The 24268-nt window shown below is 70.4% G+C and carries 23 protein-coding genes; 11 read left to right on the top strand and 12 right to left on the bottom strand.

All coding sequences use genetic code 11. From position 1 onward, the window contains the following. Positions 1 to 20 precede the first annotated feature (20 nt). From DN771_RS04010 to DN771_RS03980, 7 genes are all read left to right on the top strand, one after another. Positions 21 to 1256: a PucR family transcriptional regulator gene (locus DN771_RS04010; RefSeq protein ID WP_116996025.1), complete on the top strand. Its 1236-nt coding sequence runs from the start codon at positions 21 to 23 to the stop codon at positions 1254 to 1256. After that, positions 1253 to 2479 (top strand): PucR family transcriptional regulator, encoded by a 1227-nt coding sequence (locus DN771_RS04005; protein WP_116996024.1) that lies wholly within the window; start codon positions 1253 to 1255, stop codon positions 2477 to 2479. Before DN771_RS04010 ends, DN771_RS04005 begins: the two co-directional genes overlap by 4 nt. 205 nt (positions 2480 to 2684) lie before the next feature. After that, positions 2685 to 3509, top strand: coding sequence for an ABC transporter ATP-binding protein (locus tag DN771_RS04000; protein WP_116996023.1), 825 nt, complete (start codon positions 2685 to 2687; stop codon positions 3507 to 3509). A gap of 73 nt (positions 3510 to 3582) precedes the next feature. After that, complete coding sequence (locus DN771_RS03995; RefSeq protein WP_116996022.1) at positions 3583 to 4572, top strand: ABC transporter substrate-binding protein; 990 nt, start codon at positions 3583 to 3585, stop codon at positions 4570 to 4572. A gap of 20 nt (positions 4573 to 4592) precedes the next feature. Next, positions 4593 to 5360 (top strand): ABC transporter permease, encoded by a 768-nt coding sequence (locus DN771_RS03990; RefSeq protein WP_162941500.1) that lies wholly within the window; start codon positions 4593 to 4595, stop codon positions 5358 to 5360. Further along, a complete protein-coding gene (locus DN771_RS03985; protein ID WP_116996020.1) occupies positions 5353 to 6186 on the top strand; it encodes an ABC transporter permease in 834 nt (277 codons plus the stop codon). Before DN771_RS03990 ends, DN771_RS03985 begins: the two co-directional genes overlap by 8 nt. Before the next feature lie 98 nt (positions 6187 to 6284). Continuing rightward, positions 6285 to 6959, top strand: a complete 675-nt coding sequence (locus tag DN771_RS03980) for a flavin reductase family protein (protein ID WP_116996019.1) — start codon at positions 6285 to 6287, stop codon at positions 6957 to 6959. Positions 6960 to 7051: 92 nt separating this feature from the next. Here DN771_RS03980 and DN771_RS03975 read toward each other — a convergent pair whose 3' ends face one another. Then, positions 7052 to 8143, bottom strand: a complete 1092-nt coding sequence (locus DN771_RS03975) for a TauD/TfdA family dioxygenase (RefSeq protein ID WP_116996018.1) — start codon at positions 8141 to 8143, stop codon at positions 7052 to 7054. Between the two features lie 87 nt (positions 8144 to 8230). Between DN771_RS03975 and DN771_RS03970 the strand changes: the two genes are divergently transcribed. Together DN771_RS03970 and DN771_RS03965 are read left to right on the top strand one after the other, a co-directional pair. Continuing rightward, positions 8231 to 9691 (top strand): aldehyde dehydrogenase family protein, encoded by a 1461-nt coding sequence (locus DN771_RS03970; protein ID WP_162941499.1) that lies wholly within the window; start codon positions 8231 to 8233, stop codon positions 9689 to 9691. 439 nt (positions 9692 to 10130) lie between these two features. Then, positions 10131 to 10859 carry an oxygen-binding di-iron domain-containing protein gene (locus tag DN771_RS03965; protein ID WP_116996016.1) on the top strand — a complete coding sequence of 243 codons (729 nt, stop codon included), beginning with the start codon at positions 10131 to 10133 and terminating at the stop codon, positions 10857 to 10859. Between the two features lie 66 nt (positions 10860 to 10925). Here DN771_RS03965 and DN771_RS03960 read toward each other — a convergent pair whose 3' ends face one another. From DN771_RS03960 to DN771_RS03915, 10 genes are all read right to left on the bottom strand, one after another. Then, positions 10926 to 12014 carry an NAD(P)-dependent alcohol dehydrogenase gene (locus DN771_RS03960; protein WP_116996015.1) on the bottom strand — a complete coding sequence of 363 codons (1089 nt, stop codon included), beginning with the start codon at positions 12012 to 12014 and terminating at the stop codon, positions 10926 to 10928. A gap of 106 nt (positions 12015 to 12120) precedes the next feature. Next, the gene (locus DN771_RS03955; protein ID WP_116996014.1) at positions 12121 to 13272 is read right to left on the bottom strand and encodes a BMP family ABC transporter substrate-binding protein; all 1152 of its coding nucleotides are present in this window, start codon (positions 13270 to 13272) and stop codon (positions 12121 to 12123) included. A gap of 115 nt (positions 13273 to 13387) precedes the next feature. Continuing rightward, positions 13388 to 14293, bottom strand: a complete 906-nt coding sequence (locus DN771_RS03950; protein ID WP_116996013.1) for an ABC transporter permease — start codon at positions 14291 to 14293, stop codon at positions 13388 to 13390. Further along, a complete protein-coding gene (locus DN771_RS03945; protein WP_116996012.1) occupies positions 14293 to 15438 on the bottom strand; it encodes an ABC transporter permease in 1146 nt (381 codons plus the stop codon). The genes DN771_RS03950 and DN771_RS03945 overlap by 1 nt, the downstream gene beginning before the upstream one ends. Continuing rightward, the gene (locus tag DN771_RS03940) at positions 15435 to 17036 is read right to left on the bottom strand and encodes an ABC transporter ATP-binding protein (RefSeq protein ID WP_116996166.1); all 1602 of its coding nucleotides are present in this window, start codon (positions 17034 to 17036) and stop codon (positions 15435 to 15437) included. The genes DN771_RS03945 and DN771_RS03940 overlap by 4 nt, the downstream gene beginning before the upstream one ends. Positions 17037 to 17322: 286 nt before the next feature. Continuing rightward, a complete protein-coding gene (locus DN771_RS03935; protein ID WP_227462265.1) occupies positions 17323 to 18735 on the bottom strand; it encodes an amidohydrolase family protein in 1413 nt (470 codons plus the stop codon). Beyond that, positions 18732 to 19178 (bottom strand): nuclear transport factor 2 family protein, encoded by a 447-nt coding sequence (locus DN771_RS03930; RefSeq protein WP_116996011.1) that lies wholly within the window; start codon positions 19176 to 19178, stop codon positions 18732 to 18734. The genes DN771_RS03935 and DN771_RS03930 overlap by 4 nt, the downstream gene beginning before the upstream one ends. Beyond that, complete coding sequence (locus DN771_RS03925; protein WP_162941498.1) at positions 19175 to 19675, bottom strand: VOC family protein; 501 nt, start codon at positions 19673 to 19675, stop codon at positions 19175 to 19177. The genes DN771_RS03930 and DN771_RS03925 overlap by 4 nt, the downstream gene beginning before the upstream one ends. A gap of 97 nt (positions 19676 to 19772) precedes the next feature. Then, positions 19773 to 20804 carry a zinc-binding dehydrogenase gene (locus tag DN771_RS03920; protein WP_116996009.1) on the bottom strand — a complete coding sequence of 344 codons (1032 nt, stop codon included), beginning with the start codon at positions 20802 to 20804 and terminating at the stop codon, positions 19773 to 19775. 314 nt (positions 20805 to 21118) lie between these two features. Next, positions 21119 to 21922 carry an IclR family transcriptional regulator gene (locus DN771_RS03915; protein WP_162941497.1) on the bottom strand — a complete coding sequence of 268 codons (804 nt, stop codon included), beginning with the start codon at positions 21920 to 21922 and terminating at the stop codon, positions 21119 to 21121. Between the two features lie 97 nt (positions 21923 to 22019). Here DN771_RS03915 and DN771_RS03910 point away from each other — a divergent pair, with 97 nt between their 5' ends. Next, complete coding sequence (locus DN771_RS03910; protein WP_116996007.1) at positions 22020 to 22820, top strand: HpcH/HpaI aldolase family protein; 801 nt, start codon at positions 22020 to 22022, stop codon at positions 22818 to 22820. A 160-nt stretch (positions 22821 to 22980) separates the two neighbouring features. Next, positions 22981 to 23289: a Dabb family protein gene (locus DN771_RS03905; RefSeq protein WP_116996006.1), complete on the top strand. Its 309-nt coding sequence runs from the start codon at positions 22981 to 22983 to the stop codon at positions 23287 to 23289. Positions 23290 to 23420: 131 nt separating this feature from the next. On the opposite strand, the gene DN771_RS03900 is transcribed toward DN771_RS03905, so the two are convergent. Beyond that, positions 23421 to 24236 (bottom strand): fumarylacetoacetate hydrolase family protein, encoded by an 816-nt coding sequence (locus tag DN771_RS03900; RefSeq protein WP_162941496.1) that lies wholly within the window; start codon positions 24234 to 24236, stop codon positions 23421 to 23423. Between the last annotated feature and the right edge of the window lie 32 nt (positions 24237 to 24268).

Below are 24268 nucleotides of genomic sequence, written 5' to 3'. Positions count from 1 at the left end.
GTGTCGATCGAGTCTACAGTATGCGTGATGGGATCACGCGACGCGAGACGCGCGCCAGCGCCGCCCACACGGCCATGGGGCCGATGACGGTACCGGACGACGAGCTCGCCGCGTTCGAGGCCAGGCTGCTCGCCGACGTCATCGCAGGGCGCGGCTGGCCTCACGTGCTCGCCGTGCTGAGCCGGGCGGCCGACCGCCCGACCCGGCTCATCGGGTCGCACGGCGGGACGTTCGTGGCGTCCGACAGCGCCGGAACGACGACGTTCTCCACCCGTTCACCGCGCGCCGGGATCGCCGCGGCCGACCACGACGACCTCGGACTCGACCGGGCCACTGTCGCCAGCATCTTCGCCGCCCGCCGGCCCGCCAACGTCACCTGCCGCGACGGGTTCGCCGCCGTCGCCCTTCCGATCGTCAACGCCGACCGCCGGATCGGCCTGTTGCTGCTCGAACAGCCGGCACCGCCGTCGGCCCATCAGCTGATGGCTGCGGCCCGCCTGCCGCTCGCCGTGGCGGCGGCCCATCGCGATGCCACCGCGGCGGTCCGCGCCGGTCGGGGGACCGGGTTCATCGCCTCGCTCCGCTCGGGCGAGCGCCTCGACGAGGCCGGGCTGGCCCGGACGGCGGCGTACTGGGCGCTCGACCTCTCCGAACCGTACGCCGCCGTCGCCATGTCGTGCTCGACCGCTACGCCGGCCTGGACCACCGCGGCGAGCTGGATCGAGAACCCCGTCCTCGTCGTCGGCCGGCACGCCTGGACCCTGTTCACCGGCGCGGTCGATGCGCAGCTCACGCGCGTGCGGCAGCGCCTGGAGGCCATCACGGGATCGGGGACGGTGCGGGCGTCGGCCGGACCCACCGTCACCGGGGCCGCCGCGGCGGCGGCGAGCTTCGCCCTCGCCGACCTGCTGCTCGTGGTCGCCGAGGAGCGCGGGGAGACCCAGATCGTCTACGACCGGCTCGGCGCCTCAGCGTTGCTCCTGTCGGTGCCGGCAGCGGACCGAGCGGCGTTCGTCCGGTCGCAGCTCGGCGCCGTCGCCGACCGCACCGATCTCGTCGACACGCTCCATGCATGGGTGCGCTCCCGCTGCCGGCGCGACGACGCCGCCGCGCTGCTCGGGCTCCACCGCAACACGGTCGGCCATCGCATGGCCCGAGCGGCCGAACTGCTGCCGGCGGGGGCCCTCGACCCGGGTATCTCCCCCGATGTGATCGGCGCCCTGCGCACCCTCGCACTCGATCGGCGCGAACCGTGAGCCTGGCCGCCCACGCCACGGACGACGTGCACGGCCTGCCGCCACCGGCGGGCGCGATGGCCGCCGCGCTCGCCAACGCCGACATCGACACGGTGCTCACGGAGATCGCGGTCGCGGCCCGGCGACGGGCGTGGTATCTCGCGCCCAGCGGTGAGCTGCAGGCCCGCGCCGCTCCATCGGGCACGGCGGTCTCGGTCGCCGGCGGCGCCCCGATGCTCGCCGCCGCCGCCGACTCGGTCTCGGCGATCGGATCAGGACGGGCGTTCCACCACGTGATCGATGGCGAACCGGGGCGTGTCCTCGCCCTCACCCAGTGGGGGATGCACCACGGCTTCTTGGCCCTCGCGCTCCTGCCTGCGGTGAGCGGCGTCGGAGCCACCGCCGGTGGTGATCGCGACGGTGACCCGGTCGCCCAGGTCGACCGCCTGTTGGCCGCCTGTGCCGTCCCGGTGGCCGTTCAGCGTTCGTGCATCGCCGCCGCCGAATCGGCGATCGACGATCTCGGCTCTTGGCTCATCCACGAACTACAGCGCAACGGCACCACGCTCAGTGCGTCGACCGAGGCGGTCGCGCGGCGGCTCGGTGTCGATCTGGCCCAGCCGTTCGCTGCGGCAGTGCTGTCCGCCGACCTCGCCCGAGGCCATCGGTGGTCGGCCGTCGCCCGGTGGCTGGGCCGACCGGCCGCCATCATCGACGATCGGCTGCTCACCGTCGTCATGGGTGACCCCGTCGCCGACCTCGCGGACGTGGCCGGCGACCTCGAGCGGGCGCTCGGCGACGTCGCGGTGCTCGCCGCGCTGGGCCCGACCGTGCACGAGCCGAGCTCGGCGCCGCGATCGTTCAAGCATGCCGAGCTCGTCCACGAGTTGGCATCGCACGACCCGCGTGCCCGCCGCGTCTCGCGCCACGACCTCGGCATGGCCGGCGTGCTGCTCGACCTGCCGACCTGGCAGCTCCGCGCGTTCGTCGATCGCACGCTGGCGCCGCTCAGCGAGCGTGCCGACCTGCTCGAGACGGTCCGCGTCTGGCTGGCCGAGCGCGGCAACCGGGCCGCGGCTGCGGCCCGCATGCACCTGCACCGCAACTCGCTCACGCAGCGCCTGCACCGAGCGGCCTCGCTCCTCGGGGTCGACTTCGCCGAGCCCGACGTGTGGACCGATTTGTGGTGCGCACTCGAGGCCGACCGCGTGCTGCGGGCGCGCGATCGCCTCGGTCACGGCTGACTGCCCCGCGCTGATCGCGGTGCACAGCCGCCGGGCCCGCGACCGGGCGCGCTGAACACCGCAGCCCCGTCGGAGCGCCAGGACCGGTGGTCCGGAGCCACTGCGGGATGCGTCGCGAAACGTCCGGGAGCACCTCGATCGCCGACGACCCCGTCGGTACCTTCGCCGAATCCCACAGCCACGAGCCTGAGAGGAGGCGGAATCCGTGCAGTTCGTCGTCGATCGAGTCGCCAAAGAATACGTCGTGTCCGGCGAGGTCCGGCCGGCCCTGGCGGAGATCTCGTTCTCCGTGCCGTCCGGGACGTTCGTCTCGATCGTCGGCCCCTCCGGATGCGGCAAGTCGACGCTGCTCGGCATCCTGTCTGGTCTGCTGGCCCCGACGACCGGCCTGGTGCGCCTCGGCGATGCCGCCGTCACCGAACCACCGGCCGACCTCTCGCTCGTGTTCCAGGACTACAGCCGGTCGCTCTTTCCCTGGCTGAGCGTCGAGCGCAATGTCGCTCTCGCCCTCAAGGGCCGTGGACACTCGCGCGCCGAGGTCAAGAGCCTGGTGTCGGACACGCTCGAGGCGGTCGGGCTCGGGGCCACCGGGAAGCTGTACCCGTGGCAGCTGTCGGGCGGCATGCAGCAGCGCGTGGCGATCGCCCGAGCGCTCGCCGTCGGTCCCGCCGTCATGCTGATGGACGAACCGTTCGCCGCCGTCGACGCCCAGACCCGCGCCGACCTCGAAGACCTCGTCCTCGAACTGTGGACCGACCTCGGCTTCACGATCCTGTTCGTCACCCACGACATCGACGAGGCGGTGTACCTGGCCGACCGTGTCGTCGTGCTCGGTGAGCGCCCCGGCCGCGTGGTGAGTGAGGTCACCGTCGACCTACCCCGCCCTCGCGACCAGATCGCGACCAAGGAGCTGCCCGAGTTCGCCCACCTGCGCTCGGAGATCTTCGAGCTCGTGATGCACCGCCGCAACGAGCCGGCGCGCAGCTCCGACTCATTGCGGACGCGCCTCATGGCCTCGCGCAGCGCGTGACGCCACGCCCGCCTGTTCCTGCCCACCCCAATCGCACCCCGACCATCACCCCGACCATGAGGAGACCCACCCCGTGAACCGTTCCCTTCGCCGACTCGCACTCGGCGCAGCCGCCACCGTCGCCCTCGGTGGTGTCGCCGCCTCCACCAGTATCCCCGTCGCCGCGTCCGCGGACGAGCTCGACGAGGTTCGCCAGACCTACATCGGCTTCGCCAACGAGATCAACTGGGTGTGGGCCCAGGAGCACGACATCTTCGAGGAGCACGGCATCGACTTCGAACCGGTGCAGACCGGAGGCGGCGCGGCGGGCGTGGCCGCCGTGATGTCGGGCTCGGCCGACATCGGTTTCGTCGGTGGGACCGACGCCATCAAGGCGTTCCAGCAGGGCTTCCCGATCCGCATCGTCGGAGCGGCGTACGGCAACGTCAACCCGCCCCAGCCCAACGGCCGCGGCGTCGTCGTCGCGCCCGACTCGGGCATCGAGTCGCCGTGCGACCTCGTGGGTCGCAAGGTCGCCATCGACGAGGTCGGCGGCATCGGCCACATCTACATGGCGGCCTGGATCGCCGACGACGGGTGCGACCCCAACGAGGTCGACTTCATCGCCCTGCCGAACGGCCAGCTCGACACGGCCTTCCTCAGCGGCCGCGTCGACGCCGTGGGACTCAACGCGACCCGCGCGCAGGCCATCGTCAGCAGCGGCGACGGGGTGCTCCTCCTCGACCCGATGGGCGTCGTCGCCGGTGACGTCGCCTACGCCGTGTACATCACCACGGCCGACTACCTCGCGGCGCACGAAGAGGTGCTCGTGCGCTGGCGCGCCGCCCTCGACGAATCGCTGGCCCAGATCACCGACCCCGCCAACGAGGACGCCGTGTTCGAGTTGATGGCCGAGCACGGCGGCACGACGGTCGAACTGCTCCGCTCGATCGCCAACGAGCCGCAGATCACCACCGTCGACCACGACGTCCTCGCCGGCATGGTCGACACGATGGTCGCCGGTGGCTTCCTGCCCGAACCGGTCGACGTCGACGAGCTGCTCGCCCCGCTGGCGATGCCGTGACGACGAGGCGCCTTGCCGCCGTGACCAGTTCGGCGCCGCTCCTCTGGGGCGGCGCCGGCCTGGCGGCGGTCGTCGGCGTCTGGCAGCTGGCCGTCACGTTCGATCTCGTCGCCCGGTCGTCACTCCCGGGCCCGGCCGCGACGGCCCGCAGCGTCGGTCGCCTCCTCGGCAACGACCGGTTCCGCGCCGAGCTCGGCGTGACGATGCAGGCATGGGCGTGGGCCCTGCTCCTCGCCATCGTCGTCGCCGTCCCGCTCGGGCTCGTCATCGGGCGGTTCGACTTCTGGTACCGCTCGGCGGGCATGATCGTGGACATCGCCCGGTCGGTGCCGCCCGCCGCGCTCATCCCGGCGGCGATCTCGATCTTCGGACTGGGGTTCCAGACGAAGCTCTTCGTCGTCTCCTTCGCCATCGTCTGGCTGATCCTCGTCAACACGGTGTACGGGGTGCGCGGCGTCGACCCCACCGCGCTCCAAGTCGCCCGCTCGTTGCGTTGGACGAAGCTGCAGACGTTCTGGCGGGTGATCCTGCCGAGCGCATCACCGTCCATCGCCACGGGCATCAAGCTCGCCGCGGCGATCGCCTTCGTGGTCGTGCTCAGCGCCGAACTGCTCGGCGCCGGCGACGGCGTGGGCGCCCAGATGCTGCGCTTCGGCGAAGCCAACGACACCGAGGCCGTCTACGCGGCGATCGTCGTCATCGGCGCCATCGGCGTCACGCTCGCCGCCGTGCTGACGGCGATCGAGAAGCGCCTCCTCAGGTGGCACGGAGCGTTCCGTGATGGCTGACGCCGGCACGATCTCCGGATCGGCTCGTCGCGCTGCGCTCCTGTCCCGCCGCACGGTCGTGCGCGTCTGGCTGCTCGTCACCCTGCTGCTCCTCTGGGAGCTGCGCGCCACCAACAGCCCGTCGCTGTTCGTCCCCGAGGTGTCGGCGATCCTCACCCGCTGCCGCGAGCTGTGGTTCGGCGGACCCGCCACGCACCTGTTCCTGTCCGACGAGTTCTTCGAGCACGTCGGGCCGAGCATCTCCCGCATGCTGCGGGGCTGGACCATCGCCGTCGCCGTCGCCCTGCCGCTCGGTATCGCTCTGGGCGTGTCGCGGCGCGCCGAATGGCTGCTCAACCCCGTCGTGCGGTTCGGCATGGCCACGCCGTCGGTGATGCTGCTCCCCCTCGCCATCACGCTGTTCGGGCTCGGCGACGCGATGAACATCTTCGTGATCGCCCTCGGCTGCGTCTGGACGGTCCTGATCAGCACGGTCGCAGGCGTCAGGGCGGTCGATCGCGTCGCCCTGCTCAGCGCCCGCTCGATGCGGCTCAGCCGCTTCGACTCGTTCCGCTACGTCCTCGTCCCCGGCGCCAGCCCGCAGATCGTGGCCGGCTTGCGGGTCAGCCTCGGCATCGCCCTCATCGTCATGGTGTCGTCGGAGCTGTTCGCCGCGACGGAGGGCGTCGGGCGGTTCATCCTGTCCAGCCAGCAGGCGTTCCGGTTCCTCGACGTCTGGGCGGGGATCTTCCTCGTCGGCGTCCTCGGCCTGCTCGTCAACGTCGTGTTCGGCGCTGCCGAGCGCCGGCTCCTTCGCTGGCACTTCGACTCCCGCAACCGCAAGTAGCCCCGGTCCACCCCGAGCCCCATCAGTGACCGTTCGACGGCGCGCCGCTCGCGCCTTTGATCGGCGCGCCCCATCAACAGAACCCCAAGGAGGATCCCATGATCATCTTCGACCCCGCCGAGCACACACCGACGAAGCGCCAGGGAATGCTCGCCCAGGTCATCGCCCCCCGCCCGATCGCGATGATCTCCACGGCCAACAGCGACGGCGTCACCAACGTTGCCCCCTACTCGTACTTCATGGCGATCACGGGTGAACCGATGCTCGTCGGCGTGACGATGGGTGCGCTCCGTGAGGCCGACGGTCTGCCCAAGCACACCTACGAGAACGCCACCCGCACCGGCGAGTTCGTCATCAACGTCACCTCGGACCCGATGGGTCAGCACATCGAGACGGCGGCGATGGAGTTCCCCGGCGACGTCAGCGAAGTCGACCACATCGGCTGGACGGCGATCCCGTCGCAGGTGGTGTCGGCGCCGTCGATCGCCGAGTCCCCCGTCCACATGGAATGCCGCATCCACCAGGTCGTCGACCTGGGAGACCCCAAGGTGTTGCACTCCGGCGTCCACCTCGTCATCGCCGAGGTCGTCTGCCTCGTGATGGACGAGTCGGTCTGCACCCCCGACTATCGCGTCGACCAGGCGGCCCTGCGCCCCGTCGGCCGCATGGGCTTCCCGTGGTTCAACCGGGCGACCCCGGAGTCGATGTTCCAGCTGCCCCGTGTCCCCTACCGCGACTTCGTGGCCGCCTCAGCGGGGGCGACGGAGGCCTGACGGACGTTCGACACCGCCCGAGTGTCGAACCGCTCCCGAGTGCCGGTGCCCCCGCAGGGCGCCGGCACTCGGTCGAGCAGAGCCGCTCGGCGTCAGTAGGCGCCCCAGTCCTCATTGGGGACGACGGCCTCGGCGATCCGGAAGGCACCTCCGGCGACGAGCTTGGAGCTGTCCGAACGGGCGGCGACGACGTTCTTGCCGAAGTTCTCGACGAGCGGTCGGCCGACGTCGCGCTTGAGCCAGAGACGGAGGAGATGACGACGACGCTCGGGCTCGGGCCAGTCCTCGTAGGAGGTGCGTGAGTGGAGTGCGGCGTAGTTGAGCAGCCACTGCACGTCGCCGGGCTGGAAGTCCATGTCGATCGCCAGACCCGGCTCCTCGGTGATCTCGTCGTAGAGGCGGAGGAGTTCGATCTGGTCGTCGGTCAGCTTCGGCACACCGTCGTAGGCCTGCGCCGACAAGATCATCGTGCTGCCCGCGTACGTGCTGAACACGCCGTCGACGTAGCTGCAGATCGGCGACACGTAGTAGTCGGCCTTGGCGTCGGGATCCTGACCCCGCCAATCCCAGTACCAGTCCTCGAACAGCAGCGGGGCGAGGTCGGGGCGACGGCGGAGGATCTCGTTGTAGATCGTGGTGCCGCTCGCCAGGCTGCTCGCCCCGCCCGACTTCGAGCCGCGCAGGCACATCAGGGCCACGACGTCGGAGCTGTCGGAGTGGAAGATGAGCCGGTCACGCACACGCGAGGGCAGTGCGCCCGGGTCGTTCATGGTCTTGTTGGAGGTGGCGATGACGTGGTCGAGCACGTTGCCCAGCTGGTTCTGCTCCATCGGCACCCCGAGGTGGAGGCCCATCACGAAGAAGATGGCGCCGGCGAGCGTGTCGCCGTACTCCTCGGTGCGCAGTCCCCGGACGAGGACGAAGCCGCGGCCCCGGTCCATCTGCATCGCACACTCGTCGATGACCGCCTGGCCGGCCCCGAGCGGGTAGGCATCGGCGGTCACGGTGCGCAGGTCGGGATCGTCGGCGACGAACTTGCGCCCGACCGCTTCGAAGTCCTCGCGTTCGGCATCGGACAGCAGGTAGATCCACTCGGTGGTCTGGGACAGCTCGTCGCCGCGCCAGGCGGACGGACCGCTGATCGGCTCCAGCGTGGGCAGGGTCGAGGGGGCGTCGGACGTCATGGCTCCACGATACGAGTGACACCAACCACCGTCAATATGCGAGATGAGATCTTGACATACGGGACACATCCCCGATACACCAGGGAGATGTCCTCGACCGACTCCCCGCTCCTCGACGCGACGGCCCGCTCCCTGTTCATCGACGGGCGATGGGACACCGCTGACGCCGTGCTGCCGGTGGTCGACCCGGCGACGCAGGAGCCGTTCCACGAGGTCGGCCTCGCCGTCGCCTCCGACGTCGAGCGAGCGATCGACGCGGCGCGCCGCGCCCAGCCGGGCTGGGCCGCCACGCCGGCATCCGATCGCGGCGCGATCTTGCGTCGTTGGTCGGACCTCGTCTTCCAGCACGCCGAGGAACTGGCCAAGATCGAGGCCCAGGACGTGGGCAAGCCGCTGCGCCACGCCTTCGACAACATCTACTTCGGCGGCAGCCTGTTCGCCTACTTCGGCGGCTACGCCGACAAGCACTTCGGCGTCACGCTGCCCACCCGCGCGAACGACCGGCGGGGCTTCACGCAACGCGAGCCACTCGGCGTCTGCGCGCTGATCATCGCGTGGAACGTCCCCACCGTGCTCGCCGCCGCCGAGCTCGCCCCGGCGCTCGCCGCCGGCAACGCCGTGGTCCTCAAGCCGTCCGAACATGCACCGCTCGCGCCGATGGCGCTGGCCGAGCTGGGCCGCCGGGCCGGCCTCCCCGACGGTGTCCTCAACGTCGTTCCCGGATTCGGCCCCGACGCCGGCGCCGCCCTCACGTCGAGTCGCCGGATCGACCACATCAGCTTCGTCGGCTCGACCGTCACCGGCCGGGCGATCGCCCATGCCGCGGCCGATCTCCTCGTGCCGGTGAAGCTCGAGCTCGGCGGCAAATCCCCCAACATCGTGTTCGCCGACGCCGACCTCGACGCCGCCGTCCCGGCCATCGTGTCGGCGATCACCGAGAACGCCGGCCAGAACTGCAACGCAGGATCGCGGCTGCTCGTCGAGTCGGCGATCTACGACGACGTGATCGAGCGGGTGGCCGAGCAGATGCGCTCGCTGCAGATCGGCGCGTGGCACGAGAACCTCGACATGGGACCGCTGATCAACGCCGGCCAGTACGAGCGCGTCACCGGCTACCAGCGCATCGCCGCCGACGAGGGGGCCAAGGCGGTGACCGGAGGCATCGACGCCGACGCTCCCCGTCCCGGCTGGTTCGTCGCGCCGACGCTCTTCGACGGCGTCACTCCCGAGATGCGCATCGCCCGCGAAGAGGTCTTCGGGCCGGTGCTCGTCGCCCAGAAGTTCGACGGCATCGACGATGCCGTCGCCAAGGCGGCCGCCACCGAGTTCGGCCTGCTCGTGAGCGTGTGGACCAACGACATCACCCAGGCCTTCGGTGTGGCCGACAAGGTGAAGAGCGGCCAGGTCTCCGTCAACGAGCACGGCAACACCTCGGTCGTCGGCTTCCCGTTCAACGTCACCGGCGAGAGTGGGTACAACCACGGCGGCGGCTACAACGCGATGAACGAGTACACCCGCGAGAAGGCGATCACCATCCGCCTCCTGTGAGACGGCCGAACCGGCCCTCCTGCCGCTTCCGTGCGTTCTGAACGGTGGAAGTGCCGACGGGATGGGCCTCTGGAGCGCGCCGGGTCGGCACCTTGCTGGGCCGTCGCGCCTCGGAGGTCGGTCCGCGTCGACGGTGACGGCTGCGGCTGCGAAGGTGACAGGATCGACGTCGGTGGCCGAGGGAAGACGGAGAACGTCGAGAATCTGGGGCCCGATCGTGCCATTCGGTGATCCGGGGCTGGATCGTGTCGAAAATCGTCACGATCCCGCCCTGGAAACGTGACCACGAGCCCGACCGGCGTCAGGCCACCGGCACTCCAGCCTCACGAACCGACAATCGGCCCGCCGCACGCGATCACACCTCTTACCTGACCCCACAGGTCCGACAGAGCGCCCGAAAACCTGTCGACCGGTCCCGCGAGCGGCGCGACGCTGTCGCATGGAACCATTCAGCCCTCAGGTCGACGAGATCGCCGACGACGTCTTCCGCATCTCGACATGGATTCCCGACATCTCGCCCACCGGGTTCACGTTCAACCAGTTCCTCGTCCGTGCCGAGCAGCCGCTGCTCTTCCACGCCGGCGCGCGGCAGCTGTTCCCGCTCGTGTCGGCGGCCGTCGCCTCGGTGGTGCCCGTCGACTCGTTGCGATGGATCAGCTTCGGCCACGTGGAGTCCGACGAGTGCGGTGCGATGAACGACTGGCTCGCCGCCGCGCCCGAGAGCACCGTCGTGTTCGGGATGCTCGGCTGCATGGTCTCGCTGAACGACCTCTGCGATCGGCCTCCGCAGGTCCTCGACGACGACGTGCTCGACCTCGGTGGCCGGCGCGTCCGGCAGATCTCGACGCCCCATGTCCCCCACGGCTGGGAGGCACAAGTGTTGTTCGAGGAGACGACGAAGACGCTGTTCTGCGGCGACCTGTTCACCCAGGTCGGCGCCCCACCGCCGGTCCTCACCGACGATCTGGTACCGGCGGCGATGGCTGCCGAGGAGATGTTCCACTCGAGCTCGCTGGCCCCCCAGACCGGCGCGACGATCCGCCAGCTCGCCGCCCTCGAGCCCGAGACATTGGCCGTGATGCACGGCGCCTCGTTCCGCGGCGACGGCCGCGCCGCCCTTCACTCGCTCGCCGACGCCTACGACGAGCTCGCCGCCTCGTCCACGTAGCGGAACGCATGGACCTCTACCCCTGACGGGATGTGCCAGGCCCACCCCGTCAGGTCGCCGCAGGCGTCAGAACGTGAGGACGGCCTTGACGACGGCGCCCGACTTGGTGGCGGCGAAGGCCTGCTCGAGGTCGGCGAAGGGGTAGGTCTGCACGAGGCGGTCGACGGGGAACTGACCGCGGCGGTGCAGCTCGATGAGCTCGGGGATGAAGACGTCGGGGTTGCTGTTCCCGCCGATCACACCGGTGACCGTGCGGCCGTTGAGCAACGTGCGCCAGTCGACTTGCACCAGCTCGTCCGAGCCGACTCCGACCACGGCCACCGTGCCCCGCCGGTTGAGGGCCCCGGCGGCGAGCGACACCACCGACGTGCGACCGGTCGTGTCGATCGCTGCGTCGAAGCCACCGGGAACGATGGCGGCGAGCTCGTCGGCCAGGGTCGGCGACAGGGCGTCGAGGCCGGTGGTGGCGCCGAGCGAGACGGCAAGCTCGCAGCGTTCGGCAATGGGGTCGGCGACGACGATCGGTGAGCAGCCGGCAGCGGCCGCCGCCATCACCGCTGCGAGGCCGACGGCGCCGGCGCCGAAGATCACGATCGAATCGCCGGGACGGGCGGCGAGGACCCGCAACACCGTGCCGGCGCCGGTCTGGAACCCGCAGCCGAGGGCGCCGAGCACGTTGAGATCGACGTCGTCGTCGACGCGAACGAGGCTGCTGTGGTGCACCACGGCGTGGGTGGCGAACGCCGACTGGCCGAGGAAGTGACCGTTGACGTCCTCGCCCGCGGCCGTGATCGCCGTCGAGCCGTCGGGGCGGCGGCCGCCGAAGTTGTAGTCGTCGAAGTGGCAGCAGTACGCCGGCTCGGCCTGGAGGCACGAGCGGCAACCGCCGCACGACCGGAAGCTCATCACGACCCGATCGCCGACGGCGACCTTGGCGACGCCATCGCCGACGGCCTCGACGATGCCGGCACCCTCGTGGCCGAGCACGGCCGGCAGCGGCCAGAAGTTGGCGAACTCGATGTCGGTGCGGCAGATGCCGGTGCTGACCATCCGCACGAGCACCTCATCGGCGCGCGGGCCCTCCAGCTCGACCTCCTCGAAGCTGAACGAGCCGGCGGGCTCACGGAGCACGGCGGCGGTGGCGATGGTCGTCATGTGAATTCCTCGATCTCTCTCAGTCTGCTCGCGGAGAGAGGGCCCGGGCACGGCCCGGACCCTCTCTGCCATGGCGCCTCGCGGCGGCCTTCGTGATTGGTGGGGTTCAGCCCTCGCCGGTCGTCGGCAGGGTGCTCTCCTCGTCGCCGACGGCGATGCTGCCGTCGGCGATCCCAGCGGCGACCTCATCGACGATGGCCTGGATCTCGGCGGCGGTCTCCACGGTGTCGCAGACCTTGGCACCCGGCACCGGATCGACACCGACCTTGTACTGGATGATGGTGCCGACAGCGACACGACCCTGCGAGAAGTCGTTCAGGAGGTTCTCGAAGTACAGGCCGGGGGCGAAGAGACCGGACACGCCGAAGCGGCCGTCCTCGTCGTCACAGCGGTCTGTGCCCGGCGACACGGCGAGGGCGCCGGCGTCGAGTGCGGCCGAGGCCGCGGCGTCGGTCGCCCCGCCGAGGTACGTGTAGACGACGGTCGCACCCTGGCCGGTCTGCGACACGACGGCCTCGCGAGCCTTGCCACCGTCGTCGAACGAGCCGGTGTAGGTGACGAGCACCTCGGCGTCGGGCACCTGCGACAGCACGCCCTCGGTGTAGAACTGCACCGCACGCACCGAGAAGTCGAGCTCGGGACCGCCGACCCAGCCGGCCGTCGTGCTGCCCTGCTCGAGGAGCACCTGGCCGACGGCGACGCCGATGAGGTACTCCGTGGCATCACTCTCGCCGGTCACCTGGGCGACCTTGTCGGAGTACTGCTCGGTGAAGTCGCCGAAGAGGGTGAACACCGAGTTGGCGCACACGTCCTCCTCGGCCACCGGCACCGCGTCGCGGTTCTCGGTGGCGGCGATGGCGACCATGTCGGCGCCCTGGCGGCAGAGGTTGCGGGCCTGGTTGGCGCCGTCGGCCGCGTTGACGCGGTCGACGACCGTCAGCTCCCAGCCGTTCGCCTCGGTGTAGGCCTCGGCGGCGGTGATGAACGCCTCGTAATAGCCGCCGTCGTTGGTGTCCCCGGGGCTGATGACACCGATGACGACCGTGCCGTCACCGTTGACGTCGGGCTGACGCTCGTCGACAACCGGGCGGGTCTCGCCCGTCTCCTCGGCGGCGGCGGTGCCCTCGCTCTCCTCGGCCGCCGTGCCAGCCGCCGTGTCGTCGCTCGCCGCAGACGCAACGATCGACTGGGTGGCCACGGTCGCGACGCCCATGAGCGCGGCGATCGAGACGCCTGCTACTCGTCGTGATCGAATCATTGGTGTCTTCTCCTTGCGTTCCCCGGCCGACACGGCCGCGGGAGTTGGTGTTCGGGTACGGTTCCGGCCCCCACGGGCGAGGAAGTGGTCCGCTCTGGGGTGCGGGGTCTGGCGGTCAGGCCAAGCCTCGAACGAACGGTCTGGCGAGCGCGGCCGGCTTGCGGCCGCGGCTGGCGAAGATGACCATGGCGGCGAGCGCCAGGATGTACGGCAGGACGATGAGCAGTTGTGGCGTGACGCGATGACCGAGCGCCGGCAGTGCCAACTGGATCGACGAGGCCGTTCCGAAGAGGACGCAGCCCATGAGGGCGCCGCCGAGGCGCCAGGCGCCGAAGATGACGGCGGCGTTCACCAGGAACCCAGCCCCGGCGGTCATGTTGTTGTTGAACAGACCGACCTCGCCCACCGACAGATAGGCGCCACCCATCCCGGAGAGCACGCCGCAGTAGTAGAGGCTCTGGCGGCGGCGCTTGTTGACGTCGATGCCGGTGACGTCGGCGGCCTGCGGGTCCTCGCCGGCCGAGCGCACCTCCAGGCCCCAGCGGGTGCGGTCGATCAGCCACTTGGTGAGAGGGATGGCGACGAGGAGGAGATAGATCGGCCAGCGGTTCTTGAACAGCGGCTCGCCGATCCACGGGATCTCCGACAGCAGCGGGATCGTCACGACGCCGGCCTGTTCCGGATCGAGGTCGGTCGTCTCGAGCAGGTAGCTCGTGAGGCCGAGCAGCAAGGCGTTCAGTGAGAGACCGACGACGAATGTGTTGGCCGCCAGCCGGTGGCTCAGCTGGGCATGGATGAAGGCGACGAGGAAGCCGACCAGCGATCCGAGCACGAGGCCGCCGGCGACGCTGCCCGTGACCGAGCTGCCGAGGACGCCGAAGAAGGCGCCGCCGAGCATCATCGCCTCGATCGAGATGTTGAGGGTGCCCGAACGTTCTGCCGCGTACTCACCACAGGTGGCGAAGGCGAGCGGCGCCGTCTGGCGGACGGCACTGCCGAGGATGGTGGTGACGGCGTCCATCAGCTGGCGACCTCCAGTACGGGTGCGGTGGCCCTCGTCGGCCGGTTGGCCCGCTGCAGCGCCAGCTTCCTGGCCGCCCGCCGGGCCCGGATCTCCTCGAGCATCGGCGGGAACAGGGCGGCCAGCACGATGAGGGCCTGCATGATGTCGACGACGTAGCGGGGCACGCCGGTCGTCGAGACGAACCCGCCGCCGGCCCGTAGGACGCCGAACAGCAAGGCGGCCGGAACGGCGGCCCACGGGTTGCGGCGGGCGATCAGGGCAACGAGCAGGCCGTTGTACCCGAGGTTGTTGGAGAACCCGGACTGGATGCGGAAGACGCGGTCCGACAGGACGATGCCGCCGGCCAGACCGGCCGTGGCGCCCGACACGATGAGGGCACCGCCGCCGACGATGGCCGCGCGTATGCCCACCCGGTGGGCTGCTTCGGCATTGAGTCCGAGCATGCGGAGGCGGAACCCCCAGCGGCTGCGGGTGACGAGCACGCCGACGACGACGAGCAGGGCGATGGCGATGAAGACGCCGCTACTCACCCGGAGCGAGCCGTACGTCCCGAGGATGGGCAGGCGGGCGGCGCTCGGGATCTGGTCCGACTGCGGGGCGGCGAAGCTGGCGTCGGTGTTCTCCTGCAGGAGGTAGGAGCGGCCGACGGCGAACGAGACCACCTGGATCGCCACGAGGTTCAGCAGCAGCGTGCTGATGACGACGTCGACCTTGCTCTTGTACTGCAACACGGCGGCGATGCCGGCCCACACGGCGCCACCGAGGGCGGCGCCGATCAGCGTGGCCGGAACGAGCATCCAGTCGGGCACGGGCAGCTTGATCGCCGCCGCGGCACCGGTCAGCCCACCGATCAGGAGCTGTCCCTCGGGACCGATGTTCACGATGCCGGCGCGAGTGGCGACGATGATGCCGAGCGCCACCACGAGCACGGGGACCGACTCGTCGATGGTGAGGCTGATGCTCGGCCAGCTGCTGATGCTGCCATCCCACAGCGCCTGGAAGACCTCGAACGCCGAACCGCCCGTGACCATCACGAGCGTTCCACTCACGCCGAGAGCGACGGCGAAGGCGCCGAGGTACATGCCGAACATGCGCACGGCCGCCACCCTGCGGGCCGGGTCGGAGAACACTGCGAGGTTCATACGCGCCGGCCACCCATCATCAGGCCGACGCGCTCCATGTCGAGCTCGTCGATGGTCATCTCGCCCATGATCTGACCGCGGTGGATGACGGCGATCCGGTCGGCGAGAGCGACGAGCTCCTCGAACTCGGTGGAGATCACGAGCACGGCGATCCCGGACCGGGCCGCGGCCCGGAGCCGCTGGTTCATGTACTGCACGGCTGCGATGTCGAGTCCGTGGGTCGGCTGCTCGGCGACGAGGACGCGCGGGTTGCGGGCCAGCTCGCGGGCGAGCACGACCTTCTGCTGGTTGCCACCCGAGAGCATCCGCATGGGTGCGTCCACCGACGGCAGGGCGATCTCGTACTCCGCCACCAGTTCCTCGGCGCGCCGGCGCATCGCCTTGTGGTCGAGGAAGAGACGACCACTCACGGTTTCCAGATCGAGCAGGGCGAGGTTCTCGGCGACCGACATGTCGAGCACGCAGCCCGTGCGGTGCCGGTCCTCGGGAATCACTCCGACCCCGGCGGCGACCATCGCCCCAGGCCGGCCGGTGGCGATCTCGACCCCGCCGATCTCGACGGTGCCGGAGAGTGGTGTGACGAGGCTGCCGAGCACTTCGGCGACCGTCGTCTGCCCGTTGCCCTCGACCCCGGCGAGGCCGACGATCTCGCCCTCTCGCACCTCGAGGTCGAACCCGTCGAGCATCATGCGACCGCTCGCCGCGCGGACCGACACGTTGTCGAAGCGGACCATCGTGCGGTGGTGGGCGAAGTCGCGGTCGCCCGAGGGCGGCGTCGCGGCCTGGTCGGCGTGGACGACGGCGTCGACGGTCTCGGTGGCGAAGCCCGCCGCGGCCGCCATGTCGGCGTGCAGTTCGAGGTTGCGCGAGATCATGTCGCGAGCGAGGCGCTCGGCCGACGTCTCGCTCGTCCGGCAGCGGCTGGCGACGCGGCCCGACCTCATGATCGTCACCTCGTCGGTGGCGTGGAGGATCTCGTCGAGCTTGTGACTGATCAGCACGACCGAGCGCTGTTCATCCCGCACGACCGTGCGCAGGACGGCGAACAGCTCCTGCGACTCGGCCTTCGTCAGCACGGACGTCGGCTCGTCGAGGATGAGGATGTTGGGATCTCGGCGCAGGCACTTGATCAGCTCGACGCGCTGGCGCTGGCCGGCCGTCAGATCGCCGATCCGAGCACGGGGATCGACCTCGAGCCCGTACCGCCCGCCGACCTCCTCGACGAGGGCGATCGAGGCCCTGGGATCGAGCCGGCCGCGATCGCCGAGCGCGATGTTCTCCCACACGGTGAGCGCCTGCACGAGGCTGAAGTGCTGGTGCACCATGGCGATGCCGTGCTCGGCAGCGTGGATCGGATCTTCGATGACGACCTGCTGCCCGGCAATCTTGATGTGCCCGGCATCGGGGGTGATGAGTCCGAGCAGCAGCTTCATCAGCGTGCTCTTGCCGGCGCCGTTCTGGCCGAGCAGGCCGTGGATCTCCCCCGGCAGGACGGCGAAGTCGACGTCGTCACACGCGGCCACGGCACCGAAGCGCTTGGTGACACCCACCATCTCGACGGCGGGCGTGACCGTCTCAGTGCTGACCAGGTGTGTCATGTCCGTGTGAGAGATGGTGTGAGAGATGGTGTGCGCCATGGAGAGTCATTGCGAATCGAGAGACCAGATCCCTCGTTCCGGGGTTTCGGTGATTCGCCCGTGAATCGGACCGGTCCCGGCTCGGTCGGTGTGCGACGGACCGTTCCGCCGACGGCTCGTGCTGGGACGTACGGTACGTGCTCACGCGATCAGTGTCAAGCTATGAGAGACGAGATCTCGCTATACGAGAAACGTGCCGGAAACATTGCCGAAAGCCGCGACCGGCTGGCCCCGCCGACCACCCCGGTCACGCGTCCCTGACCGGCCAGCGGCGAGGCAACTCGATGCCGGCCCGCCCGAGCATCGCCCACGAGGCATCGGCTGCGTCGGCGGCCAGTGCCGCCTCGTCGACCACGGTCGAGCGGCCGTGCTCCAGGACCAGCTCGCCCCCCACGAAGACGTCGCGGACGCTGCGTCCGTCGGTGCCCCAGACGAGCTGGAGGGCGATGTCGCCGCCCGGCGCCCAGCGGGGGTCGGTGGCATCGTGCAGGACGACGTCGGCAAGCTTGCCCGGCTCGAGCGATCCCACCCGGTCGGCCATCCCGATTGCGGCGGCGCCGCCGATGGTGGCCCATTCGAGCGCCTCATGGGCGCCGAACCACGACCCGTCGGTCCCGTGACGGTCGAAGCTGGTGTCCTTGGCGATGCCGGCGGCAAGCGCCGCGGTGCGCAGGATGTCGATCGAATCGCCGGCGTTGGTTGCGTCGCAGCCGAGGGCGATCCGGCCGCCTCGGGTGGAGATCTCGGCGTGACGTCCGTGGTGACAGACGCCCTGACCGAGCCGCAGGTAGGCCCACGGGCAGTAGGCGATGGCGACGTCGTGAGCGAGCACGGCCTCCACCTCGTCGTCGTCGAGCCACACGGCGTGGCCGAGCAGGAGGTGCGATCCGAGGATCCCGAGATGGTCGAAGTGCACGACCGGAGCCCGGCCGTGAGCCTCCCGGTAGGCCACGGGGTCCGACGACGTCGGGGAGATGTGCATCGTCATGTTGACGCCCCGCTCGCGGGCCAGCTCGGTCGCCGCGACGAGCAGTTCGTCGGACGCCAGGTTGTGGCCGACGAGGGTGACCCACCCCTCGACGCGGCCGCCGCTCGGCAGGGCGTCGAGATTGGACCGTTGCCGGTCGACGATCTCGTCGACGGTGCCTGAGTACGGCACGCCGTCGACGTCCCACCCCCAGGGCCCGATCGCGCCGCGGCCACCGGCGGCCAGGATGCCCTTGGCGACTCGGTCGGGATGGGCGACGGTGCCGGCCTCGATGGTGGTGGTCACCCCGTTCTGCAGGGACTCGAGCGTGGTGAGCGTCGCCGAGAGCTCGTCGTCGTCGCCGGTGTGGGCCCCGTGCAGCGGCACCGACCAGCTGAAGATCGATTCGCCCGGCTTGAGGTCGTCGGGGATGCAGCTGCGCACCAACGGATCACCCGTGAAGTGCTGGTGACCGTTGACGTACCCGGGCGTGACCACGCAGCCCGACGCGTCGTGCACCGGCACCTGCGGCCACCTCGCCTGCAGCTCGGCGGATGACCCGACCGCCACGATGCGGTCGTCGGCGACCGCCACCGCGCCGTCACGCCACACGTCGCGTGTGGGGTTCATCGTGACCACCTGGCCGCCGGCGATCAGCACCTCTGGCACGCCGTCGACGTCGATGTCGCTCACGACTCGCTCCGGTCGGTCGTCTGATTCTGGAAGTTGATGCCGTCCCAGTAGTCCACTCGGGATGTGATCCTGCCGCCCGAGGTGGTGAACCGGAACACGCCCGGCAATGACACCGGCCACTCCCGCCCGTCGTCATCCCGGTAGGTGAACGTCATCCGGTAGGCGGCGACGGCGCGCTCCCCCTCGATGACGAGGTCCTCGATGTCGTACCGCAGCCCGATGAAGCGGGCCAGGAAGGTCGGCAGGCGTTGGCGGTAGTTGTCGCGGCCGACGAGGCTGGAACCGAGCGCCGAACTGTGCTCGTTGATGAAGTCCTCGCTCACGAACGAGGCGATGCGGTCGGGGTCGCCCGTGGCGAAGGCAGCAAGGTAGCCGGTCACCACCGCGGCGACCGCCTCCCGCTCGCTCGCCGGGTCGACGCTCCCGGCACTCTCCGCCGTCATCCGAGCACTTGCTCGACGGAGAACTCGACGTTGTTGCCGTCGGGGTCCCGGACGAGGCAGATGTAGCCGACGATCGCGTTGCGGTACATCGGCCCGAGCACCAGGACGCCGTCCTCCTTGGCCATCGCGGCGATGCGATCGACCTCCTCGCGGGTGTCGACCGAGATCCCGAGGTGGCTGAACGAGGTGAGGAACGTGAACTCCTCCTTCATCTCGTCGCCGACGATGTCGCGCGGGATGCTGCCCTCGATCAGGACGATCACGAACCGGGCCGCCTGCTCGGTGATGTCGCGCTGGTTGGCGATCCACGCCGTGCGCAGGTTGGTCTCCGGGTCGACGCGCTCGAAGATCGACACCATGTTGGTGTACTTGGCGTAGAACGCCAGCTGGGCGTCGAGGTTGCGCACCGGGAGTGCGATGTGCGTGAGGATCGTGTTGATCCCCGGGCCGGTCGACTGCTCGCCGGCGGTCTCCTTGTCGGTCTGTACGTCGGTCACTTCGTGATCCTCCTCGGGATGGTTCGGTTCGTGCTGGCCAGGGTGGCCTGAACCCTGCGGATGGTCGGACGAGCCGGCACGCAGACCGCCGCAGCGATCATGGGCGCAGGACGAGTTTGCCGAGCACCTCACCTCGGGCGAGGAGGCGGTGGGCCTCGCCGGCGGCGTCGAGCGGCAGTTCGCGATCGATGATGGACGGGAGCGACGCCGACGAGAGATGGGCGATCATCGCCGCGTACTCGGCGCCGCTGTAGTTCTCCGAGCCGATGAGCCGCAGACCCGTGCGGTACACGGAGGGCAGGGACATCTCGACGCGGGCACCGGTGGTGGTGCCGAAGAAGACGAGCCGACCGCGCGGTCGGAGACTGCGGAGGGAGGCGTCGAACAGCGCCGGACCGACGTGGTCGATCACGAGGTCGGCCCCGCGGCCGTCGGTGGCCTCCCGCACCGCCGTGGCGATGTCGGCACGCTGGCTGTTGATGGTGAGGTGAGCGCCGAGCTTGGCCGCCCAGTCGAGCTTCTCCTCGCCGCGTGCGGTGGCGATCACCGTGGCCCCGGCACGTGCGGCGAGCTGGATCGCCGCGCTGGACACGCCGCTCGAGGCACCGTGGATGACGACGGTCTCACCGAGCCGCAGCTCACCGCTGGCGAAGAGCGCGTGCCACGCCGTCGAATAGGCGGTGGGCCAGGTCGCCGCCTCGGCGAAGTCGACGGAGTCGGGGATCTCCAGCGCGTGGGTGGCCGGCACGACGCACCGTTCGGCGTAACCGCCGTCGCCACTCGCCCCGACGACCATCATCGACGTGCACAGGTCATCGCCTCCGCGCTCACACCACAGGCAGCGGCCGCACGCGATGGCCGGATTGAGGACGACCCGCTCCCCCACCCGGGCATCGTCCACGTCGGCGCCGACGGCGACGATCGTGCCGGCGATGTCCATGCCGGGGATGTGCGGCAGCGCATATCCGGGAAGCAGGCCCGGACCGGCCCGCTGGATCAGGTCGAGGCGGTTGACCGACGCGGCGGCGATCGCCACCAGCACGTCGGCGGGACCGGGCTCCGGGTCGGTGACGTCGCTGTAGCGGAGGACGGACTCGTCGCCGTGTTCCGTGTAGCGGACTGCCTTCACTCGTCATCCCCTCGAGCCGACGCGAGATCGCGTCTTTGATTACGAGACGCAATCTTGCCCCTCGAAACCCCTCCCCGTCAAGACACGGCCGCAACCGTGAGCACACGTGAACACAGGCGCGCGGCATGCAGACCGGTCGGCCGCCGGGGCGCGGTACAACCTCCGTCGGGGGGTTCGGGGGGCGGTAGCCCCCCGATGCGGCGGACGGGCCGGCTTTGCCGGCCGCCGCCTGCAGCTAGGCGCGGCGAAGCCGCTCGACATTCCTCGCCGCAGCGAAGCGAGCGAGCGCAGCGAGCGATGCGAAGCGAGGACGACTATTCGTCGAATGGCGCGCCGAGGCGGGCCGTCAGGGTCTCGGCAGCGGCGATGACCGCCTTGGCCGTCCCCGAGGAGATGTCGTCGGCCACGGTGGAGGTGGTCCCGACCACGGCGAGGACGGCGACCACCCGACCGTCACCGAAGACCGGCGCGGCCACGGTGCGCACGCCGTGGCGTCCGGGGGTGTTCATGGCGATGCCGTGCTCGCGAACGAGGCGCAGCTCCTCGTGATCGGCTGCGGTCGGTGCCGCATCGCCGAGCTCCTCGGTCTCGAGGAACGCGCGGAACACTTGGCTCTGGGCCGACTCGAGGTCGAGACGGGCGCCGGCGCGGACACTGATGCGCAGCGTGCGCTCGGTGCTGTCGTCGATGCGCACCACGACGGGAGCTTCGCCGTCCCACACGCTGAGCACCACCGTCTCGTTCACCTCGCGCACGAGACGTTCCATGATCGGACCGGCGAGGGTGATGAGCGGCAGGCCGGCGCGGGCCGCGGCGGCGAGCGTGAGGACCTGCGGCCCGAGCGTGTACTCGGCGGCCGGCCGGTCGTACCGGAGGAGATTGACCTTGCGCAGGGCCATCGCGTACCGGTGGGCGGTCGCCTTCGACACGCCGAGGCGGGCGGTCATCTCGCCGAGCGTGAGGCGTGGCCGGCTCGGCGTGAAGAAGCCGAGGATGCGCGCCGCCCGTTCCACCGACTTGATCGTCGCCGCGCTGTCGCCGTTCTCACCGGACTCCGAGATGTCGGCCGCGTCGCCCTCTGCGGCACCCGGTTCGTCGTCTGCGGCGTCCGACGTCATCGCCTGAACGTAGCCGTCCGGCCGGCTAGTGTCGTGCATCTCGAGTTCGGCAGTCATAGTTCTTGCATGACGATACTCAGTCGCGAATACTGAGACGATGCCGAACGACTCCCCCGCCGCTCTCCGTGAGCGTCTCGCCGCCGGTCCGATCGTCGGCACCTTCGTCAAGCTGCCGTCGCTCGATGTGATCGACGTGATCGCCGCCGCCGGATTCGACTTCGTCGTCGTCGATCTCGAGCACTCGGTCCTCGACGTCCGCACGGCGCTCGAGCTCGTGCGCCACGCGGCCGCCCTCGGCGTGCCGGCGCTGGTGCGGTTGGCGGCGCTCGACGGCGATCTCGTCAATCGCGCCCTGGAGCAGGGCGCCGCGGGCGTCCAGCTCTCGACGGTGCGCGACCACGGGACCGCCGCCGCGCTGCGCAGTGCCACGGCGTACCCGCCGGGGGGCACGCGCAGTGTGAGCCTCGCCCAGCCGGCGGCGGGCTTCGGCGCCCGATCCCTCGTCGACCACCTCGCGGCATCGGCCGCCGCACCACCGTTGGTGGTCGGCCAGATCGAGACGGCCACCACCGAGTCCACGCCCGCCGACATCGCCGCCGCCCTCGACGTCGTGTTCGTCGGCACCACGGACCTCACGGTCGACCTCGGCCGGCCGGGTGAGCTCGACCATCCCGAGGTGGTGTCGCGGGTCGCCGCCATCGCCGAGGCGACGACGGGGGTCGGCCGGGTGTTCGGCGCCTTCGCCAACTCGGCACAGGAGATCCCGGCGCTCCTCACGCTCGGCGCCCGCTACATCGTCGCCGCGTCGGACATCGCCCTGCTGGGCTCGGCGATGCGATCGACCCTCAGCGCCGTCCGATCCACCCTCGACCCCACCACCCCGGAGGCCACGCCATGACCGATCGAACCGTTCAGCGAGCGCAGCGAGCGTCCCGAGGTCCAACCGGGCAAGGACGGCGGAGCGCTAGCCGAGGCTTCAGCCGAGCCGGCTTGTCGGCCGTCCGTTCGCGCGGCCCGCGTGGCCTCGTGAGCTTCAGCGAAGCGCTTGTAGCAACGCCATGATCCGTCATGTCTTGACGTGGAACTTCGATGAGCATGTCGACGCCGAGACGCGGGCCGCGATCTGCGCCGAGCTCGACGCCCTTCCCAGCCACTTCCCGGCGATGCGCAACTGGACTCGTGGCGACAACATCAGCAAGCGGGACCGCACGTACGCCCACGCGTTCGTCGTCGACTTCGACACCGAGGAGGAGCTGGTGGCCTATCTCGACAGCGAGCGCCACGAGCGCTTCGTCGCCGAGCGTTGGCGGCCCAACGTGAGCGACCGGGCGATCACCAGCTTCGAGGTCATCGACCCGTCGGCCTGACCGCACCGCGCCGTCGAGCACGCTCCCGCTCGCCGATCTGGGCACCGATCGTGTCATTCGGCGATCTGGGCACCACGCGTCGCAGATCTGAACCGATCGGTGTCCAGATCACGCCCGGCCGGCCCGCGCCGTCAGCCGCCGAGGGTGTTGTGCAGCGGCAGCAGTCCGTCCACCTCGACGGTGAGGCGGTCGCCGGCTGCGAGGAACTCGCCGCGGTCCTGACCGGTCCCGGGCGGCGTGCCGGTGAGCACGACGTCGCCGGGGCGCAGCGTCGTGAACTGCGAGACCCGAGCGAGCAGGTCGGCTGCGCCGAAGATGAAGTCGCTCGTGCGTCCGTCCTGGCGGAGCTCGCCGTTGACGTAGCCACGGACCCCGAGATCGAAGTCGGGGGTCAGTTCGTCGGCCGTGCGCATCGTGGGGCCGACGGGCGAGAAGCCGGTGAAGCCCTTGGCCAGTCCGGGGTTGCCGGTGGTGCGCATGACGTCACGGGCGGTGAGGTCGTTGGCGGCCGTGATGCCGGCCACGGCAGCCCACGCCTCGTCCGGCGACGCGCAGTCGAGGACGGCGCCGACGACGAGGGCGACTTCGGCCTCGTAGTCGAGCTCGTCCGACGGCACGGCCGGAATCGGCACGACGGCGCCGGGGCCGGCGAGCGCGGGGCCGGGCTTCACGTAGAGGATCGGGGTGTCGGGCACGCCGCGGCCCGTTTCGGCGGCCTTGGCGTGGTAGTTCAGTCCGACGCCCCAGATGCTCGACGAGGCGCCGAGCGGGCAGCGCAACGACACGTCGGCGAGCGCTGCCCGGTCGACCACCGTCGCGGCGAGCGCCGCAGCCCGACCGTCGGGTTCGGCCAGCAGCTCGGTGAGATCACGATGGGGCAGATCGAGGCGCGACACCTCGTCGCCGTCGATTCGAACGATCCCGTTGGAGGTGACACCGAGCAGCACGAGGTGATCTTGAATTACGAGACACCGTCTTG

It is taken from the genome of Desertimonas flava (assembly GCF_003426815.1).
Classification (GTDB): domain Bacteria; phylum Actinomycetota; class Acidimicrobiia; order Acidimicrobiales; family Ilumatobacteraceae; genus Desertimonas; species Desertimonas flava.
This window is presented reverse-complemented; position numbering and strand designations above follow the sequence as displayed.

What these genes read in the sequence shown, in the direction of transcription:
- DN771_RS04010 (WP_116996025.1), top strand. Translation starts at nt 21, where the DNA reads ATGCGTGATGGGATCACGCGACGCGAGACGCGCGCCAGCGCCGCCCAC.
- DN771_RS03985 (WP_116996020.1), top strand. Translation starts at nt 5,353, where the DNA reads ATGGCTGACGCCGGCACGATCTCCGGATCGGCTCGTCGCGCTGCGCTC.
- DN771_RS03980 (WP_116996019.1), top strand. Translation starts at nt 6,285, where the DNA reads ATGATCATCTTCGACCCCGCCGAGCACACACCGACGAAGCGCCAGGGA.
- DN771_RS03975 (WP_116996018.1), bottom strand. Translation starts at nt 8,143, where the DNA reads ATGACGTCCGACGCCCCCTCGACCCTGCCCACGCTGGAGCCGATCAGC.
- DN771_RS03970 (WP_162941499.1), top strand. Translation starts at nt 8,231, where the DNA reads ATGTCCTCGACCGACTCCCCGCTCCTCGACGCGACGGCCCGCTCCCTG.
- DN771_RS03965 (WP_116996016.1), top strand. Translation starts at nt 10,131, where the DNA reads ATGGAACCATTCAGCCCTCAGGTCGACGAGATCGCCGACGACGTCTTC.
- DN771_RS03960 (WP_116996015.1), bottom strand. Translation starts at nt 12,014, where the DNA reads ATGACGACCATCGCCACCGCCGCCGTGCTCCGTGAGCCCGCCGGCTCG.
- DN771_RS03955 (WP_116996014.1), bottom strand. Translation starts at nt 13,272, where the DNA reads ATGATTCGATCACGACGAGTAGCAGGCGTCTCGATCGCCGCGCTCATG.
- DN771_RS03950 (WP_116996013.1), bottom strand. Translation starts at nt 14,293, where the DNA reads ATGGACGCCGTCACCACCATCCTCGGCAGTGCCGTCCGCCAGACGGCG.
- DN771_RS03945 (WP_116996012.1), bottom strand. Translation starts at nt 15,438, where the DNA reads ATGAACCTCGCAGTGTTCTCCGACCCGGCCCGCAGGGTGGCGGCCGTG.
- DN771_RS03940 (WP_116996166.1), bottom strand. Translation starts at nt 17,036, where the DNA reads ATGACACACCTGGTCAGCACTGAGACGGTCACGCCCGCCGTCGAGATG.
- DN771_RS03930 (WP_116996011.1), bottom strand. Translation starts at nt 19,178, where the DNA reads ATGACGGCGGAGAGTGCCGGGAGCGTCGACCCGGCGAGCGAGCGGGAG.
- DN771_RS03915 (WP_162941497.1), bottom strand. Translation starts at nt 21,922, where the DNA reads ATGACGTCGGACGCCGCAGACGACGAACCGGGTGCCGCAGAGGGCGAC.
- DN771_RS03910 (WP_116996007.1), top strand. Translation starts at nt 22,020, where the DNA reads ATGCCGAACGACTCCCCCGCCGCTCTCCGTGAGCGTCTCGCCGCCGGT.
- DN771_RS03905 (WP_116996006.1), top strand. Translation starts at nt 22,981, where the DNA reads ATGATCCGTCATGTCTTGACGTGGAACTTCGATGAGCATGTCGACGCC.